The sequence below is a fragment of the Glaciecola siphonariae genome, assembly GCF_042652645.1.
GTDB lineage: Bacteria > Pseudomonadota > Gammaproteobacteria > Enterobacterales > Alteromonadaceae > Glaciecola > Glaciecola siphonariae.
In genome coordinates this window covers 842,582-858,291 of the sequence record NZ_JBHSGU010000002.1, presented here as the reverse complement: position 1 = coordinate 858,291, position 15,710 = coordinate 842,582, and the positions used below count along the sequence as shown (strand labels likewise).

At 44.0% G+C, this 15,710-nt stretch carries 13 protein-coding genes and 1 tRNA gene; 10 read left to right on the top strand and 4 right to left on the bottom strand.

The features are described from left to right. The first annotated feature begins 176 nt into the window (after positions 1 to 176). The 6 genes from pgm (at position 177) to ACFO4O_RS05250 (ending at position 7,950) form a co-directional block, all read left to right on the top strand. Positions 177 to 1,814: a phosphoglucomutase (alpha-D-glucose-1,6-bisphosphate-dependent) gene (gene pgm / locus ACFO4O_RS05275; RefSeq protein ID WP_382406307.1), complete on the top strand. Its 1,638-nt coding sequence runs from the start codon at positions 177 to 179 to the stop codon at positions 1,812 to 1,814. 245 nt (positions 1,815 to 2,059) lie between these two features. Continuing rightward, positions 2,060 to 4,609, top strand: coding sequence for a glycogen/starch/alpha-glucan phosphorylase (locus tag ACFO4O_RS05270; RefSeq protein WP_382406306.1), 2,550 nt, complete (start codon positions 2,060 to 2,062; stop codon positions 4,607 to 4,609). A gap of 201 nt (positions 4,610 to 4,810) precedes the next feature. Continuing rightward, the gene (locus ACFO4O_RS05265; RefSeq protein ID WP_382406305.1) at positions 4,811 to 6,127 is read left to right on the top strand and encodes a putative bifunctional diguanylate cyclase/phosphodiesterase; all 1,317 of its coding nucleotides are present in this window, start codon (positions 4,811 to 4,813) and stop codon (positions 6,125 to 6,127) included. Positions 6,128 to 6,171: 44 nt separating this feature from the next. Beyond that, the gene (gene astE / locus ACFO4O_RS05260; RefSeq protein WP_382406304.1) at positions 6,172 to 7,170 is read left to right on the top strand and encodes a succinylglutamate desuccinylase; all 999 of its coding nucleotides are present in this window, start codon (positions 6,172 to 6,174) and stop codon (positions 7,168 to 7,170) included. After that, positions 7,160 to 7,594, top strand: coding sequence for an HIT domain-containing protein (locus ACFO4O_RS05255; RefSeq protein ID WP_382406303.1), 435 nt, complete (start codon positions 7,160 to 7,162; stop codon positions 7,592 to 7,594). The genes astE and ACFO4O_RS05255 overlap by 11 nt, the downstream gene beginning before the upstream one ends. 35 nt (positions 7,595 to 7,629) lie before the next feature. Then, complete coding sequence (locus tag ACFO4O_RS05250; RefSeq protein WP_382406302.1) at positions 7,630 to 7,950, top strand: heavy metal-binding domain-containing protein; 321 nt, start codon at positions 7,630 to 7,632, stop codon at positions 7,948 to 7,950. A gap of 72 nt (positions 7,951 to 8,022) precedes the next feature. On the opposite strand, the gene ACFO4O_RS05245 is transcribed toward ACFO4O_RS05250, so the two are convergent. The 3 genes from ACFO4O_RS05245 to ACFO4O_RS05235 all read right to left on the bottom strand — a co-directional run bounded on the left by ACFO4O_RS05245 (position 8,023) and on the right by ACFO4O_RS05235 (position 9,335). Beyond that, on the bottom strand, positions 8,023 to 8,184 hold the full coding sequence (locus ACFO4O_RS05245; protein WP_382406301.1) for a DUF2897 family protein: 162 nt from the start codon (positions 8,182 to 8,184) through the stop codon (positions 8,023 to 8,025). After that, on the bottom strand, positions 8,181 to 8,861 hold the full coding sequence (locus tag ACFO4O_RS05240) for a M15 family metallopeptidase (RefSeq protein ID WP_382406300.1): 681 nt from the start codon (positions 8,859 to 8,861) through the stop codon (positions 8,181 to 8,183). The genes ACFO4O_RS05245 and ACFO4O_RS05240 overlap by 4 nt, the downstream gene beginning before the upstream one ends. A 90-nt stretch (positions 8,862 to 8,951) precedes the next feature. Beyond that, entirely contained in the window at positions 8,952 to 9,335 is a 384-nt protein-coding gene (locus ACFO4O_RS05235) for an arsenate reductase (RefSeq protein WP_382406299.1), read from the bottom strand. Between the two features lie 308 nt (positions 9,336 to 9,643). Between ACFO4O_RS05235 and ACFO4O_RS05230 the strand changes: the two genes are divergently transcribed. The 3 genes from ACFO4O_RS05230 (at position 9,644) to ACFO4O_RS05220 (ending at position 13,507) form a co-directional block, all read left to right on the top strand. Continuing rightward, on the top strand, positions 9,644 to 10,711 hold the full coding sequence (locus tag ACFO4O_RS05230; RefSeq protein WP_382406298.1) for a patatin-like phospholipase family protein: 1,068 nt from the start codon (positions 9,644 to 9,646) through the stop codon (positions 10,709 to 10,711). 101 nt (positions 10,712 to 10,812) lie between these two features. Further along, a tRNA-Val gene (locus ACFO4O_RS05225) sits at positions 10,813 to 10,889 on the top strand. A 245-nt stretch (positions 10,890 to 11,134) separates the two neighbouring features. Next, positions 11,135 to 13,507 (top strand): DNA polymerase II, encoded by a 2,373-nt coding sequence (locus ACFO4O_RS05220; protein ID WP_382408239.1) that lies wholly within the window; start codon positions 11,135 to 11,137, stop codon positions 13,505 to 13,507. Positions 13,508 to 13,572: 65 nt separating this feature from the next. On the opposite strand, the gene ACFO4O_RS05215 is transcribed toward ACFO4O_RS05220, so the two are convergent. Beyond that, positions 13,573 to 14,685 (bottom strand): cystathionine gamma-lyase, encoded by a 1,113-nt coding sequence (locus tag ACFO4O_RS05215; RefSeq protein WP_382406297.1) that lies wholly within the window; start codon positions 14,683 to 14,685, stop codon positions 13,573 to 13,575. Positions 14,686 to 14,864: 179 nt separating this feature from the next. Here ACFO4O_RS05215 and ACFO4O_RS05210 point away from each other — a divergent pair, with 179 nt between their 5' ends. Next, complete coding sequence (locus tag ACFO4O_RS05210; RefSeq protein WP_382406296.1) at positions 14,865 to 15,674, top strand: ferredoxin--NADP reductase; 810 nt, start codon at positions 14,865 to 14,867, stop codon at positions 15,672 to 15,674. Positions 15,675 to 15,710: the final 36 nt, after the last annotated feature.

Genomic DNA, 15,710 nt, shown 5'->3' with positions numbered 1-15,710 from the left:
AGTGATTGGCAAATATTAAAAGCGCATATTTATGCCGCCTCGCATCATATTTGTGTATTATTTACAAATTCGGGATAGATACGCAGCATTTGTTAGCCATATCATACGCATAGCGCGCTGATAACTATCACATGCTACACGCATTAAATCAGCATTTACATAAGAAAGGATTACGCATGGCAATTCACCCGCAAGCAGGAAAAACACCACAGCAGTCACAGCTTATCAACGTGGCACGGCTTACGGCCGATTACTATTCATATCGTCCCGATGTGGCGGTGGCTGAGCAAGCGGTTAGTTTTGGCACGTCAGGACATAGAGGCTGTTCTGCGTTGTGCTCATTTAATGACGCCCACATAGCGGCTATTTGTCAGGCTTTAGCAGAATACAGAAAAACCCAGGGTATCGACGGCCCACTTTTTATTGGCAAAGATACGCATGCTTTGTCTGAGCCTGCATTAATTACAGCCATAGAGGTGCTTGTGGCCAACGATGTGCAGGTAGTGATTCAGCAAAATAATGAATTTACCCCCACTCCCGTCATTTCTCAGCGCATTGTGAGCTACAACAGAGGGCGTACTTCGCATCTGGCTGACGGCGTTGTTATTACGCCCTCACACAATCCGCCTACAGATGGTGGCTTTAAATACAATCAAACTCATGGCGGCCCGGCCGATGGTGCCGCCACCGGACAAATTCAAACGCGAGCAAATGCAATTATCGCGAAGGGCTCGGTCGATGTAAAACGAATGAATCTGTCTAAAGCGATGGCGCACGATAATTTGAGTCAAGTAGACTTTGCCAACGATTATATTGAAAGTTTATCAGACGTTATCAATATGCAGGCTATTTCTGACGCTAAGCTAAGGCTCGGAACTGACCCCCTTGGTGGTTCTGGCATTGGCTACTGGGACAAAATTGCTCACCGGTATAATCTAGACATCAGTGTTGTTAATTCACAGGTGGACCAACGGTTCGCATTTATGCACTGTGACCGAGATGGAAAGATACGCATGGACTGTTCGTCAGCATTTGCGATGTCGGGCCTTATTCAACTCAAAGACAAGTTTGATATAGCATTTGGAAACGATCCAGACTTTGATCGCCATGGAATCGTATGTCCATCGGCAGGGCTGATGAACCCAAATCATTATTTGGCAGTGGCCATTGACTATTTGTATCAAAATCGTCCTCAATGGGATGCATCTCGTGCGATCGGAAAAACACTGGTGTCGAGCAGTATGATTGACCGCGTCGCTAACAAGCTCGGACGCAATTTACTTGAAATGCCAGTAGGCTTTAAGTGGTTCGTTCAGGGCTTGTGTGATGGAGACATTGCCTTTGCTGGAGAAGAATCAGCCGGAGGCATCTTTTTACAGCAAAATGGTGATACTTGGGCAACCGACAAAGACGGATTTATTATGAGCCTGCTCGCAGCCGAGATAACCGCCACCACTGGCAAAGACCCAGGTGAGCATTATCAAGCCCTTACTCAGGCGTACGGCGCGCCTAAGTATACAAGAATAGATGTTGCCGCCACGCTCGAGCAAAAACAAAGCCTGTCGAATTTGAGTGCTGACGATATAAAAGCAGATACCATGGCGGGCGAACGCATCACGCAAATTCAAACACACGCACCGGGCAATGGTGCTGCAATAGGCGGTGTAAAAGTCAGTACCGAGAATGGTTGGTTTGCTGCGCGTCCATCGGGTACTGAAAATGTATATAAAATATATGCTGAAAGCTTTACGGGTGAAAGTCACTTACAAGAAATTATAAAAGATGCGGAAGCACTCGTAGCTAGCGTGCTTTAAAATGCCTAAATGTAAATTCATATGAATATTTATGTTGCAAAAATGTAAATTAAAAACGAATTTTAAAGGGAATCTGTCAATAATTTGCTTTTGTTAACTAAAATTTAACATGCATACGTATTTATTAGGAGATTTCTCGTACTTTTGATACTGTTGTTGTAATAAAATTTCACTAATTTGAATATGCTCAAGCGCAATCTCGCTTGAGACACAACGTAAACACTTTTCAAGTATCGAGAATCTTTATGACAGTAGCAAAAAAAGCAAGTGCGCCCAGTAAAAAGCGTACCCAAACAAAAAGTGCCTCATCAAGCCAACAATCGGCGAATAACCCTGTGAGCACCATACCCGAGTTAGACTTATCTAAAAAAGCATTTAAAGAGGCGGTAGTGCGTCATCTGCACAGCACGCTTGGCACTGACGAAAACAAAGCCAACAATCATGCGTGGTTTAAAGCGGCAAGTGCAGCCATTCAGGAGCTGGTGCTTAATCGTTTAAGGAAGACGCAAAAAAGTCATTATTTAAATGATACGCGCGCCGTTCATTATTTTTCTGCAGAGTTTTTGATGGGCCGTTTGTTGTCAAACAACATGCATAATTTTGGCTTATTTGAAACCGCGCAAGCCGCACTGCAAGAACTCGGCGTAGATTTGACTGACGTATTGGAAGAAGAACCGGATATGGCCCTTGGTAACGGCGGATTAGGGCGTTTGGCGGCATGTTATATCGATTCATTGGCAACCATGGACTATCCGGCAATAGGCTACGGTATTCACTACGAATATGGCTTATTCAGACAGGAAATCAAAAACGGCGCGCAAATTGAACGCCCGGATAACTGGCGCGACTATGGTAATCCGTGGGAGATTTGTAGACCTGAATCTATTCAAGAGATTTCCTTATACGGATATGTGGAAACTAAATACGGTAAAAAAGGACAGATACAAAAAGAATGGCATCCAGGGGCTATTGTGAAAGGCTTGCCTTGGGACATTCCTGTTGTTGGCTACGGCGGTAAAACGGTAAACGTACTGCGTTTATGGGAAAGTCAGGCTTCAGGTTACTTCAATTGGGATGTGTTTAATGCCGGCGGATATGTTGATGCTGAGCGAGAAAACGTTGAAGCAGAAACCATATCTAAAGTGCTCTATCCAAACGATGAAACCGAGGCGGGTAAAGAACTCAGGCTCATACAGCAGTATTTCTTTAGTGCATGCTCGCTGAAAGACATTATTCGCAGATACAAAAGAGCTCATGGCGACGATTGGTCACGCTTTACCGACCAAGTAGTGATTCAGCTTAACGATACGCACCCTGCCATTGCAATCCCTGAATTGATGCGTATTTTAGTTGACCGCGCAGAATTAGATTGGGACAGTGCGTGGGAAATTTGTCAAAACACCTTTGCATACACTAATCACACTTTGCTTCCAGAGGCATTGGAAAAATGGCCTGCTCGCATGATTGAAAAAGTCTTGCCGCGACATTTGGAGATCATATACGAAATCAACCATCGCTTTTTGTCTGAGGTAGAGAAAAAGTGGCCAGGTGATAATCTTATGAAGGCAAAGCTCTCCATCATTGAAGAAAGTAACGAAAAAATGGTGCGTATGGGCAATTTGAGCGTTATTGGTGCCTTCGCTGTAAATGGCGTGGCTGAGATTCATTCACGCTTAGTGAAACAAAATCTATTCCCTGAGTTTGATGCGCTTTATCCGGGTAAGCTTACCAATGTGACCAACGGCATTACGCCGCGCAGATGGCTTAAGGCCTGTAACCCGCTTTTATCTGACCTGATTTCTAAAAAAATAGGGAACGACTGGCCGCTGCACCTGAGCAAGCTGGATGATTTGTCAACCTTAGCCGACAACAAAACGTTTCAAAATGCCTTCATGCGCGTGAAGCAAAAAAACAAAGACGCTTTAGCAAAGGAGATTAAGCAGCTCACCGGAATATCGGTAGACACCAAAGCGATTTTCGATATTCAAATAAAGCGTTTGCATGAATATAAGCGCCAGCATCTTAATCTTTTGCATATTTTAGCGCTCTACCGTCGTTTACTTGAAAACCCAGATTATGAGATGCATCCTCGCGTGTTTATTTTTGGCGCGAAGGCCGCACCGGGTTACGCACTAGCAAAAACCATTATTTACGCGATAAACAAAGTCGCTGATAAAATTAATGCTGATGTACGCGTTAATCAAAAGATTAAAGTGGTATTTTTGCCTAATTACCGCGTGTCATTAGCTGAAAAAATGATACCGGCTGCCGATGTATCGCAGCAAATCTCTACAGCTGGGAAAGAGGCATCTGGTACTGGAAACATGAAGCTGGCTCTAAACGGCGCGCTGACTATTGGCACGCTTGACGGCGCAAATATTGAAATAGCGGAAGAAGTAGGCGACGACAATATCTTTATTTTCGGTAATACCGTCGAACAGGTTGAAGCGCTAACGGCAAGAGGCTACAACCCTTACGATTATTACTATAACAATAAAGAGATTAAGGCAGTGCTCGATTGGTTAGATAGCGATTATTTTACGCCAGGTCAGCCAGGTGAATTATCGCCACTTAAACAAAGTATGCTAGATGGAGGAGACCCATATTTAGTGCTTGCCGATTTTGAGTCTTACAGCGAGGCAAACATCAGGCTAGATGAGGCTTATAAAGATAAGACGCGCTGGGCCAAGATGGCAATCTTAAATACCGCAAAAATGGGTAAGTTCACGTCAGACCGGTCTATTGAAGATTATGTCAGTAAGATTTGGAAGCTAGAAAAATGCGGGATTGAATAGCATTTTATGAGTGATTAATTCCACAATTTCTTAAATTGTATAAAAAGCCAGCATCTAGCTGGCTTTTTTGTCTGAAAGGGGCGTTTTTATTGGTATTTTGGTAAAGAAATTTCAGAAGTAAACGATACATTATTTATCGGTGTGGTTATTGCGTAGCCATGCAAACCTCATCGCCTTCAATTTGGGAACACACATACTTTTATGACCTTAGAGCAGCATCAGCACATCAACAACATTCCCAATCGTTATCACTTTATTGAGATTGTGGAAGAAATTGCGCGCACCCATGACCGTTATAGTTTAATGCTAATGGACGTGATGCGCTTTTCTGATGTATCTGCAGCTTTTGATCACAAATCAGGCGACCTGGTGCTGCTGCAAATTGCCAATCATATTTGTCGATTATTCAAAGACGCGGCTGCCATTGGGCGCTTGAGCGGTGATATTTTTGGCGTTGTGTTTACCGACGCAAGTACGCCGCTTGCTATGCGCGATAAGAACGCGCATTTGATATCGCATTTTAAAACGCCTTTAATGGTTAACGAAACCGCTTTTATCGCTGATTTTAACGTCGGTGTGGCGATTCGTAAAAGCAAAGATACCGATTCTAATACGGTTATTTCACTTGCTGAAAGTGCGCTTAAAAAAGCAAAATCTAATCGGCACGTAAACTTTGCTCTGCTGACTGATGAAAATCAAGAGGTAACAGGCAAAGGCCTTGCGCTCAAAGCCGATTTAACGCGCGCCCTACACAATCAAGAGCTTGAACTGTACTTTCAGCCAAAAGTAGATTTAAACACCTTTGAGATAATTGGGGCAGAGTGTCTGTTGCGCTGGAATCATCCGCTCGATGGAGTGGTTTTTCCGGGGACGCTTTTAAAGGCCGCTGAGTCATACAACATGATGAACGAGTTAGGTTATTGGACACTCGAAAGTGCCTTTAGCTCAATCGCAGTGCTGTGTGCACAGGGCTATCGAATCCCAATTTCTGTGAATATATCGCCAACTCAGCTTTATGACCCGCGTTTATTGCCGAAAATACGCAAACTTATTCAAAAATACGACATTACGCCTGAATTGATTGAAATAGAGCTAACCGAAGATGTCGCGTTAACTAATTCATTGTTAGTTAAACGCCAGCTAGACGAATTGAAAAAGCTGGGGATCGCAATATCAATGGACGATTTTGGTAAAGGCTACTCAAATCTGAGCTTTATTCGCGATTTAGAACTATCTGCCATCAAAATTGATAAGGCCTTTGTGCTAGAGCTCAGCGAATCACCAGTCAATAGCGCGATAGTAAAAGCAACTAAAATAATTTGTGACGCCAAAGGATGCGAGACCTATGCTGAAGGTATAGAAAACCTCGAGCAGTTAGCCCTGTTGAAGGATATGGGTATCACCAAGGGGCAGGGCTTTTTGTTCTCTCAAGCTGTGCCGATCACGCAATTTATTAGTCTTATTGGTCTGAATGATTTTTCGCACCTGCTTGATGGTAATACTCGAAATCACGGCTAGGTATTGATAAAATCTCCTCGGTTTCATCCTATAAGGCAAATCGAGTGCTCCTCACCCTGCAAAATTTTTTATCTCATAGTGTCGACGAATCCATAAAGTGGCAATCATTCTCAGCCCAGCTTAATGCAGATGTGTATGTTGAATCGCCGCTCGAGGGCGTGTTAATTTTTAGGCCCACCGGCAATCTACCGCAGCAAAAACATATTGTGCTTTCAAGCGGCATTCATGGAAATGAAACTGCGCCCATGGAAATATGCAACCAACTCATTGCGGATATCGCTAGCGGTAAGCTAAAAATTTCACATGCGCTTATGTTTATATTCGGAAACCTACCGGCGATAAAACAGCAGACGAGATTTATTGAAGAAAACTTAAATCGCTTGTTTGCCCCAAATATTGAGGGTGACTCGTTAGAGGTACCACGAGCAAAAGCGTTGATGCAACAGGTCAGCGCTTTTTTCAAAGATGCCACCGGCGAGCGATATCACTATGATTTGCACACTGCCATCCGTGCCTCAAAAAATGAAAAATTTGCCGTGTATCCGCATCTACACGGTAAAGCCCACAGTAAAACTGAGCTGCAATTTATGTCAGATTGCGGCGTGAATACGATTTTGTTGTCTCAGTCTGCTACGACCACCTTCAGCTACTATAGCTCTCGCTATCATGATGCACATGCATTTACTGTAGAGCTTGGTAAGGTAAAAGCTTTCGGCCAGAATAATATGAATGACTTTGTCCAAGCAGACAAAATGCTGCGACATTTGATTGCCGATAGAGAACTTACCTTAAGCGCTTACGAAGATTGCCCTCTAGAAATTTACAAAGTAAATCAGGTGATTAATAAGCATCATGCCGATTTTAAACTGCATTTTTCGGAGGATACGGCGAATTTTACTGATTATTGTGCGGGTACTTTGCTTGCTAGTGAGAGTGGTGCCAAATACTACGCTCAGCAAGATGGGGAAGCCATTGTGTTTCCAAATGAAAACGTTGCCATTGGTCAGCGGGCTTTATTGACGGTGGTGCCGTGTGAGCTCTGAGATGGATTTTAAGCTGCATCCACAGCTAATCGCAGACAGTATGCACCTTGCGCGCCTCGATTTATGCGAGGTCAGAATAATAAACGACGCTAATTATCCTTGGTTTTTATTAGTGCCCCAGCGTAATGGTTTGGTTGAACTGCATGACTTGACGCTTGATGAGCAACAATTGCTTACAATTGAAAGTCGATTGCTGTCGGGAGCCATTATAAACTGTTTTGCGCCCGATAAGCTAAACGTTGCCAGTATCGGTAATATGGTGTCGCAATTACATGTGCATCATATTGCTCGCTTTAAAACAGACCTTGCATGGCCCAAGCCAGTGTGGGGACTATTTGAAGCAAAGCCTTATGAACAAGGGCAACTCTCGGAACGCATTGAGTCCATGCATACTTGCCTTAAGGCAAATAAAGGCAGCATTTAATACAAGATTGCTCATACCACAGCGAGGATAAAAACATGATTATTACCACCACTAATTCAATTGAAGGCAAATCAGTCACCCAATATTGCGGCGTCGTTATCGGCGAGGCGATTATGGGTGCAAACGTGTTTAAAGACTTATTCGCTTCTATCCGCGACATTGTAGGCGGCCGCTCAGGCGCATATGAGGCTGAACTCACCAAGGCTCGACAGATTGCCTTTCAAGAAATTGAACGAGAGGCACATATGCTTGGTGCAGATGCCGTCATTGGCGTTGATTTAGATTATGAAGTGGTTGGGCAAAATGGCAGTATGTTGATGGTTAGCATCAGCGGCACAGCGGTCAAATTGGCATAACGTTAGCATTCGCGCCCGATCTAACTCAAAGGTTTTAATACAGCGGTCAAAATAGTGGTGATGCAGTGTGCATTACCACTTGTCTGCATCGTCATCTTTGTCGTAGTCCGAATCTGGGCGCTTTTTAAAGTCCTTAGGGATCTTAAACTTACTGCTATATCTCAGTAGCATGATATTACCTAAGATAATGCCTAGCACAAATACAATAATGACAACTACCCAAAACGTGCTCATAAGGCGCAACCTCGATTGTAAGTATAGCGCTCTACAAGCTCCGGCAAGATAGCCAGCACAGCATCTTTGCCCTGTATATTGCTCTCAGTCAGTAAGGTTGTTAGTAAACTCAAATCAAAGTGTTGCTGAATATGCTCAGCAGTTTTTTTATAGCTTAAATGCCAAGGCTCGCGAGCTACGCCTCCCACATAGTTAGCATAGGGTAAATAAAACCCAAAACGTGCAGCATTAGCATGAACCCAAGTAGCAAGGGCGGCGCAAGGACCGTCGGTTTCGTATTCATCGGTGACTAATTTAAAAGGATGGCCGCTCGCTTCTACGCGAGTTTTATCGTAAAAATCAAAATCCGTACCCCAGTGGTGCCGACTAGCACCGGGTAATGCCGACCACAGCATAATCGCATGGATTTTGTCTATATCGCTGAGTGTGTCTAGCTCAAGCAAGTCACCATCAAGACTAAACAGCGGAAGCTCTCCCAGCCACTTGCGGTTCCAAATAGAAAGCTGTTTTTCAAAACTTCTAAAGCTGCTGCAAATTTGCAAATCGAGTCCTTGCTCATGCGCGTCGCTCTGCATAGCTAAAAAGGCTTCTCGCACCTCAGGCATTAACACATGCTGAGCGTCTACGGGGCAGACATGCCCGCTGTCAAAGCCCATAATCTGTTGCTTGTTGATCATATGAACTGTACTCCGCTTATCTTGAGGGCTTATGGTAATGCCTTAATCTAAAGGCCAGCTCTGAGAGCAAATGTTGTTTTTACTTTATGGTCAAACGCCCGCTTTTGTTTTAAAAATTGATGAGTACAAGTCGGGTGTAAACCCGATGTAAGAATCACCTTGGTGCACGAGGATGGGGCGCTTAATCATTGATGTGTTTTCTTGTATTAAAGCAAGCGCCGCGGTTTTCGATGCCTCGTTTTCATTCGCCGCCTCGAGCACCGCTTTTTGATCATCGCTAAGCTTGCGATAAGTAGTACCGCGTTTGTTTACCACGGTCTGGACACCATGAGCGTTTATCATCGATGCTATAAAATCGATTTCAACACCGGCTTTTTTGTAATCGTGAAAACTGTAGTTTATGTTATTGCTGCTGAGCCAAGTTTTTGCTTTTTTTACTGTGTCGCAGTTTGCGATGCCGTACATGATGGTCATAGCGTTACCCATTTATTTTTGAAAATTTAATCACACAAACTTCGCTTTAAAGTTTATCCAAGATATCTGTGGATAAGTTTGTGTAGTACATTGGGGTTAATCAATAAATACATGAAAACTATAGCAAAAAAATTATGGTCAGAATACACACAAGGTCAATAAATTTGATTTAGAACGTCGCTCCTGCCCACGCCAATTAAAGTTAAGTCGATTAAGGTGAATTACAATTTATTATTGTTCACCTTAGGCAATAATTTGCATAATAGTGAGTGTAGACATTTTGTTTCATATTAATCACAAGGATTGTCATGGAAGCACTTTCAATATATGCCGGCCCGAAGGCGCGTGAAACCATAGAGCGTGAAGGGATAAGTGCAGATACGTTCAGTGCAGTTTTAGGGGCATCGGGCGGGCCAAAATGGTTTGTGCTCTATGGCTTAGATAAAGTGCTGTTTAGTGAGTTCATGGATAAACGCACCCAGCCGGTTGACATCATCGGTTCGTCTATCGGCGCTTTTCGCTCGGCTTGCTTTACGCAACAGGATACAAAAGCAGCGATAGAGCGACTGGCAGATAAATACAGTAATACCGTGTATTCAGAGCGTCCGAGTGTGCAAGAAATTACCAGTAAAGGTGTGGCATTACTGGACTATATGATGGGCGATACCGGCGTTGATAACGTATTGAATCAACAAATTAAACGCCTTCACATAGTGGTAGCTAAAAGTCGCGGCTTGGCGGCAAAAGAACGCAAATGGCAACAGGGCACAGCGCTTGGCTTGGCCGCAGCACGCAACGCAATAGGGCGGTCAAAGTTACAAAAGAGCTTCACACGGGTGGTGTTCTCAAATACCAATACCTTGCTAGATTTTGATGAACAAATTGCATTGCAAACAGAGCATGTGCCTTTATCCGCTAGCAATACGCTGATGGCGCTTATGGCCACCGGCTCAATTCCTATGGTCATTCAGGGCGTGCCCGATATTCCTGGAGCAGGGCGTGGTATGTATCGCGATGGCGGTATAATTGATTACCATTTTGATATAAAGCTTAATACGCCGGGCTTAGTGCTTTACCCACATTTTGCCAAGACGCCCATTCCCGGCTGGTTTGATAAGGGTTTGAAAAGGCGACAGTGCCATCCGTCAAGCTACGACAACGTGGTAATGCTGGTTCCCTCAGATGAATTTATCGCCAGCTTGCCGTATCAAAAAATCCCTGACAGAAAAGACTTCAGTAAGATGAGTCCTGAACAGCGTATTCCTTATTGGCATAAGGTGATGGCCGAATCGGAACGCTTGGCGCAGGCCTTTGTTGAATGGGTAGGCAGCTCTAATCCGTCAAAAAATGTACAAGCAATTCGTCTACAGCGTTAAAGCCGTAAAAAGCGCTTGCGAAATGAAAGGTGCATGGCTATTATACGCGCCGTTGGTTAACAAGCCGTGTCGCTTTTAACCACGCGAAAATTTTGTAAAATACGACTATAGCTCAGTTGGTTAGAGCGCTACCTTGACATGGTAGAGGTCCCCAGTTCGAGTCTGGGTAGTCGTACCATCCTTAAAAGGCTTCAAGCCGAAGTGTTTACTAACAGTTCATATCTAGACACGCAAACGCAAATAAAACATCTTCATAAACAACTCTTCATAAACAAATAAATAAGCAGTAGCAAACGTTTCTCGGTTAACATAATCGACGTAGACATAAATGAGTAAACGATTTTGGCCAGCGCTCCTCTAGTAGTAATAAATCAGTCGCTGGTGGCTCAAGTAAAAAGCGCTAGGCCTTAGAATATGCAAGATATGCAGATGACATCCGAAGGATTTATCTTAACAACACGCAGCATTGAACGCGCGAATAAAACGTTTATTGAAACGTGGTTTTTAACCGATGATGGCGCAATCAAAGCGCTTACCCAGCCCCAGCAAGCAGTCTTTTTTATCCTTCAACACAATGCTCCTCACGTAGGTCAATTGCTTAACGATAACGGGCTAAAGCATCGCTTCCAGGTACTGCCAATGAAAACCTTTGCTCATGAACCTGTAGGTGCGCTTTACTTTGATAAAAATAGCGCTCTCTACAAAGCGAAGACGCTATTAAACCAACATCAGGTTACGCGTTTTGAAGATGATGTGCGTTTAACGGAGCGTTATTTTATGGAACGCTTCGTTTATGGCAGCGCTATTTTCACGGGCATGAAAATTGAGCGAGTCAATCACGCAAATCAGGCGAAAACGATTGAAGTTACAAACATGCACTGCAAGCCCAGTCGCTACGTGCCTAAGTTCAAGGTGCTGTCAATTGACATTGAGTGCAGTGAACAAGGTGAGCTTTTCTCTGTAGGGCTCGCCAGCGACGAGCAAAAATGCGTGATTATGATTGGTGAGGCTCAAGCGGGTGAGCACTGGATCACTTGGGTGGCCGATGAAAAGGCCTTACTGCAGGAACTTGTTGCACAGATTCAGCGCCTTGATCCAGATGTGATTATTGGTTGGAATGTCGTTAATTTCGATTTTCGTTTGTTAATTCAACGCGCCTCGCTGCATAGGGTAACCTTGGCGATAGGTCGTGATAATCAAGCTGTTTTATGGCGAGATGCTCGAAACGAAGTCAATCAAGGCTTTGTGTCTATGCCCGGCAGAGTGGTGGTCGACGGTATAGATGCATTGAAAACTGCCACGTATCAATTCGACAGTTTTAGTCTAGAAAATGTTGCGCAAACCTTATTAAACAAAGGGAAAGACACAGAAAACGTCGACGACAGGCTAGCGCAAATTGAACATGATTTTGTGCACAATAAAATTAAGTTGGCGCAATACAATCTACAAGACTGCCAGCTCGTGTTAGATATTTTTGCGCACACCAAGGTACTTGATTTTTTGACACTACGAAGTCAACTCACGGGTCTTGAGCTAGACCGTATGGGGGGCTCGGTGGCAGCATTTGTTAATTTATATCTGCCCAAGCTGCATAGAGCAGGGTATGTGTCACCCAACAGGCCGGAAGATGGAGGGCTAGCCAGTCCGGGCGGATATGTAATGAGCTCAAAACCGGGATTATATAAGCATGTGCTGGTATTAGATTTTAAGAGCCTGTATCCATCTATTATTCGCACCTTCAAAATAGACCCTCTCGGCCTAGTAGAAGGCTTAGTCTCTGCAGACACTGCCATTGAGGGTTTCAAAGGCGCAAAATTTAGCCGCGATAAGCATTTTCTACCTGATATCATCACTTCTCTGTGGCGTCAGCGCGATGAGGCCAAGAAAAACAAAGACGCTGCTCGCAGTCAAGCAATCAAAATTTTGATGAATTCATTCTATGGGGTGTTGGGTTCGGGGGGATGTCCGTTCTACGACACGCGTTTAGCCAGTTCCATCACGATGCGTGGTCATGACATTATGCAAACAACAGCAAAATGGATTGAACAGGACGGGTTTGAAGTTATTTATGGCGACACCGATTCTACATTTGTGTGGCTAAACGGTGAACACACGAATGAGCAGGCCGTGAAGATTGGTGAATCACTTGCGCGTAAAATAAACGCAAAATGGCAAGACAGCATTTGGCAATCCCATCAATTAGAATGTGACTTGGAAATTGAATTTGAAACGCATTTCAGCCATTTTTTAATGCCAACAATTCGCGGCTCTCACTTAGGCAGTAAAAAACGTTACGCGGGATTGAAAACAAGTAAAGACGTTGACGAACTGATATTCAAAGGTCTTGAAACCGTGCGCTCAGACTGGACACAACTGGCAAAGGAATTTCAAACTACCTTGTACAAAATGGTGTTTGCACAACAAGATGTAAAAGCATATATCAGGCAAATTATAGACGATACGCGAGCAGGCAAGCTCGATGAAAAACTGATTTACCATAAGCGTATTCGCCGCAGTTTGCACTTGTACGTTAAAAACGTACCACCGCACGTTAAGGCTGCAAGGCTTGCTGACCAACAAAATGCAGCCTTAGGTAAAACACTTAAATACCAGCATAAGGGTACCATTGCCTATTTGATCACCATCAACGGCCCCGAGCCACTCGACTATGTGCAAAGCCAAATTGACTATGAGCATTACATTGATAAACAAATTAAACCTGTAGCAGAGGGTATATTACCGTTCATCGATGTATCGTTTGACAGTATCAGTAGTCAGCAAATCGGCTTGTTTTAAGGCATTTTACGTTTATTGCCACTAACATAAATGCGCTCACAACGCAGCCAGACGCATTATAAGCGTTAAAGCATTTCTAAGGCATTTAGCACGTCTGCAATGATATCAATTTCTTTTTCACAGCCTACGCTAAAACGAATGGTTCCTTCGGGAATATCGTCTGTTCCCCAGCGAGCGCGGCGTTCTGCACTACTATGCACGCCGCCAAAACTCGTTGCCTCGTAAACCAAACTACATGCGCTTAAAAACTGCTCAGCGCTGCGTTTATCTGCAAGTTCAAAACTAATAATAAAGCCAAAAAGCTGCTGTTGCTTTTTGGCTGTTTCATGAGATGGGTCTTGAGGCAACCCAGGGTATCTAATGGCCTTTACCTTCTCATGCTGGCTCAGAGTCTCTGCGAGGGCTAGCGCATTTCGACACATGCGCTCAAGGCGCACGTCTAGGGTAGAAAGGCTTCTGTGCACTAGCCATGTCTCCATTGGCCCAGGAATATTACCCGAGTACTTTCGCCATTCTCTTATTTTGGCATTTATTTCATTGTTTGTGCTCGATACATGCCCAAACACCACATCGCTGTGTCCATTAAGGGCTTTTGTGTCGGCGCTCATTGATATGTCAGCACCAAGACTCAATACATGCTGACCCAAACAGGTAAGGGTGGTGTTATCTATTGCTAATAAGCCGCCTAGTGCGTGCAGCTTTTGTGCAGCTAATGAGATGTCAAAGGTGTCTAGCATGGGATTGCTTGGGGTTTCTAATAACGCCAGCGAAATACCTTTAAAATCAAATGCGTCTATCTCGCGGGTGGCAATTGTTTGTATATTCACGCCAAATTTTTCGAGATACTGTTTAGCATAATGGCGAACGGGTCCATAGCCGTCGCTAGGCAGCAGTATTGTGTCTCCTGGCGCTGCTAAACTAGTTAATATTGCGGCTGCTGCCGACATGCCTGAGGGAAAAACGGTTGTTTCGCCGCCCTCAAGGCTTGCTAGCCCGTCTTCCAAATCACTCCAAGTGGGGTGTCCAAAACGCCCGTACTGATACACGTTCGGGTCAACATCCCCAGATAGGTGAAAGGTACTGGCAAATACTGGCCCTGAGCGGAAAGCTTGACCATTTTTAGGAGCAGGCGCGCCCGAGTTGATGCTAATTGATGATAGCGAAGGTGACTTTGACATATGGACTCTTAACGAGTGTTTAGCGAATATAAAGTGACGCTAGAGTAGCATAAAGCATACAAAAACAGATAAAATACTGTGCTTGATTGGCACGCTTGGTGATCTGCAAATAGCATAATTACGTTAAGCTAAGCTGAAATTAAATATATCAAATAGAGCTAAGTTTTATAGGAAGTAGCATGCGCAATACCATTAGCGAAACAGTCACCAAAGTGCATCATTGGAACGACACTTTATTTAGCTTTAATACCACGCGGGGTAATAGCTTTACCTTTGAAAATGGTCAGTTTGTGATGATTGGTTTAGAGGTTGACGGTAGGCCCTTGCTGCGAGCCTATAGTATCGCAAGCGCAAATTATGAAGAAGAACTCGAGTTTTTTAGTATAAAAGTGCCTGATGGCGCGCTGACCTCGCGCCTGCAAAAAATAAAACCTGGTGATGAGCTTATTCTCAGCACCCGCGCAACAGGTACGCTAGTACCGGGTTATTTGAAACCGGGCAAGCGACTCTATTTGCTGTCTTCTGGCACCGGCCTAGCGCCATTCATGAGCATCATTAAAGACCCGTTTATTTATGATGCATACGAGCATGTTGTATTGGTGCATAGCGTTAGATATGTGTCTGAGCTTGCCTATAAAAATGAAATTGAAAATGTACTTCCCAAAAATGAATATTTTGGAGAAGAGGTGAAAAAGAAGCTGATTTACTATCCTACCGTTACGCGTGAGAACTTTCAGTATCAAAGTGTGGATGAGCAGGATAATCGCAGTAGCCATCATGAGCGAATTACAACGCTGCTAACGACCAATCGCTTAACCGACGACATAGGCCTACCAGAAATCGACCCAGAGTTTGACCGCTTTATGATCTGTGGCAACAACGACATGCTGCAAGATTTAATGAACATATTAGATGATCATGGGTTTACCAAGGCCAACTCGCGGTCACTCGGGGAGTACGTTATCGAACAGGCCTTCATTGAAAAATAGAGCGAAAAATAAAACGAAAAACAGCGTAAAAAGTAG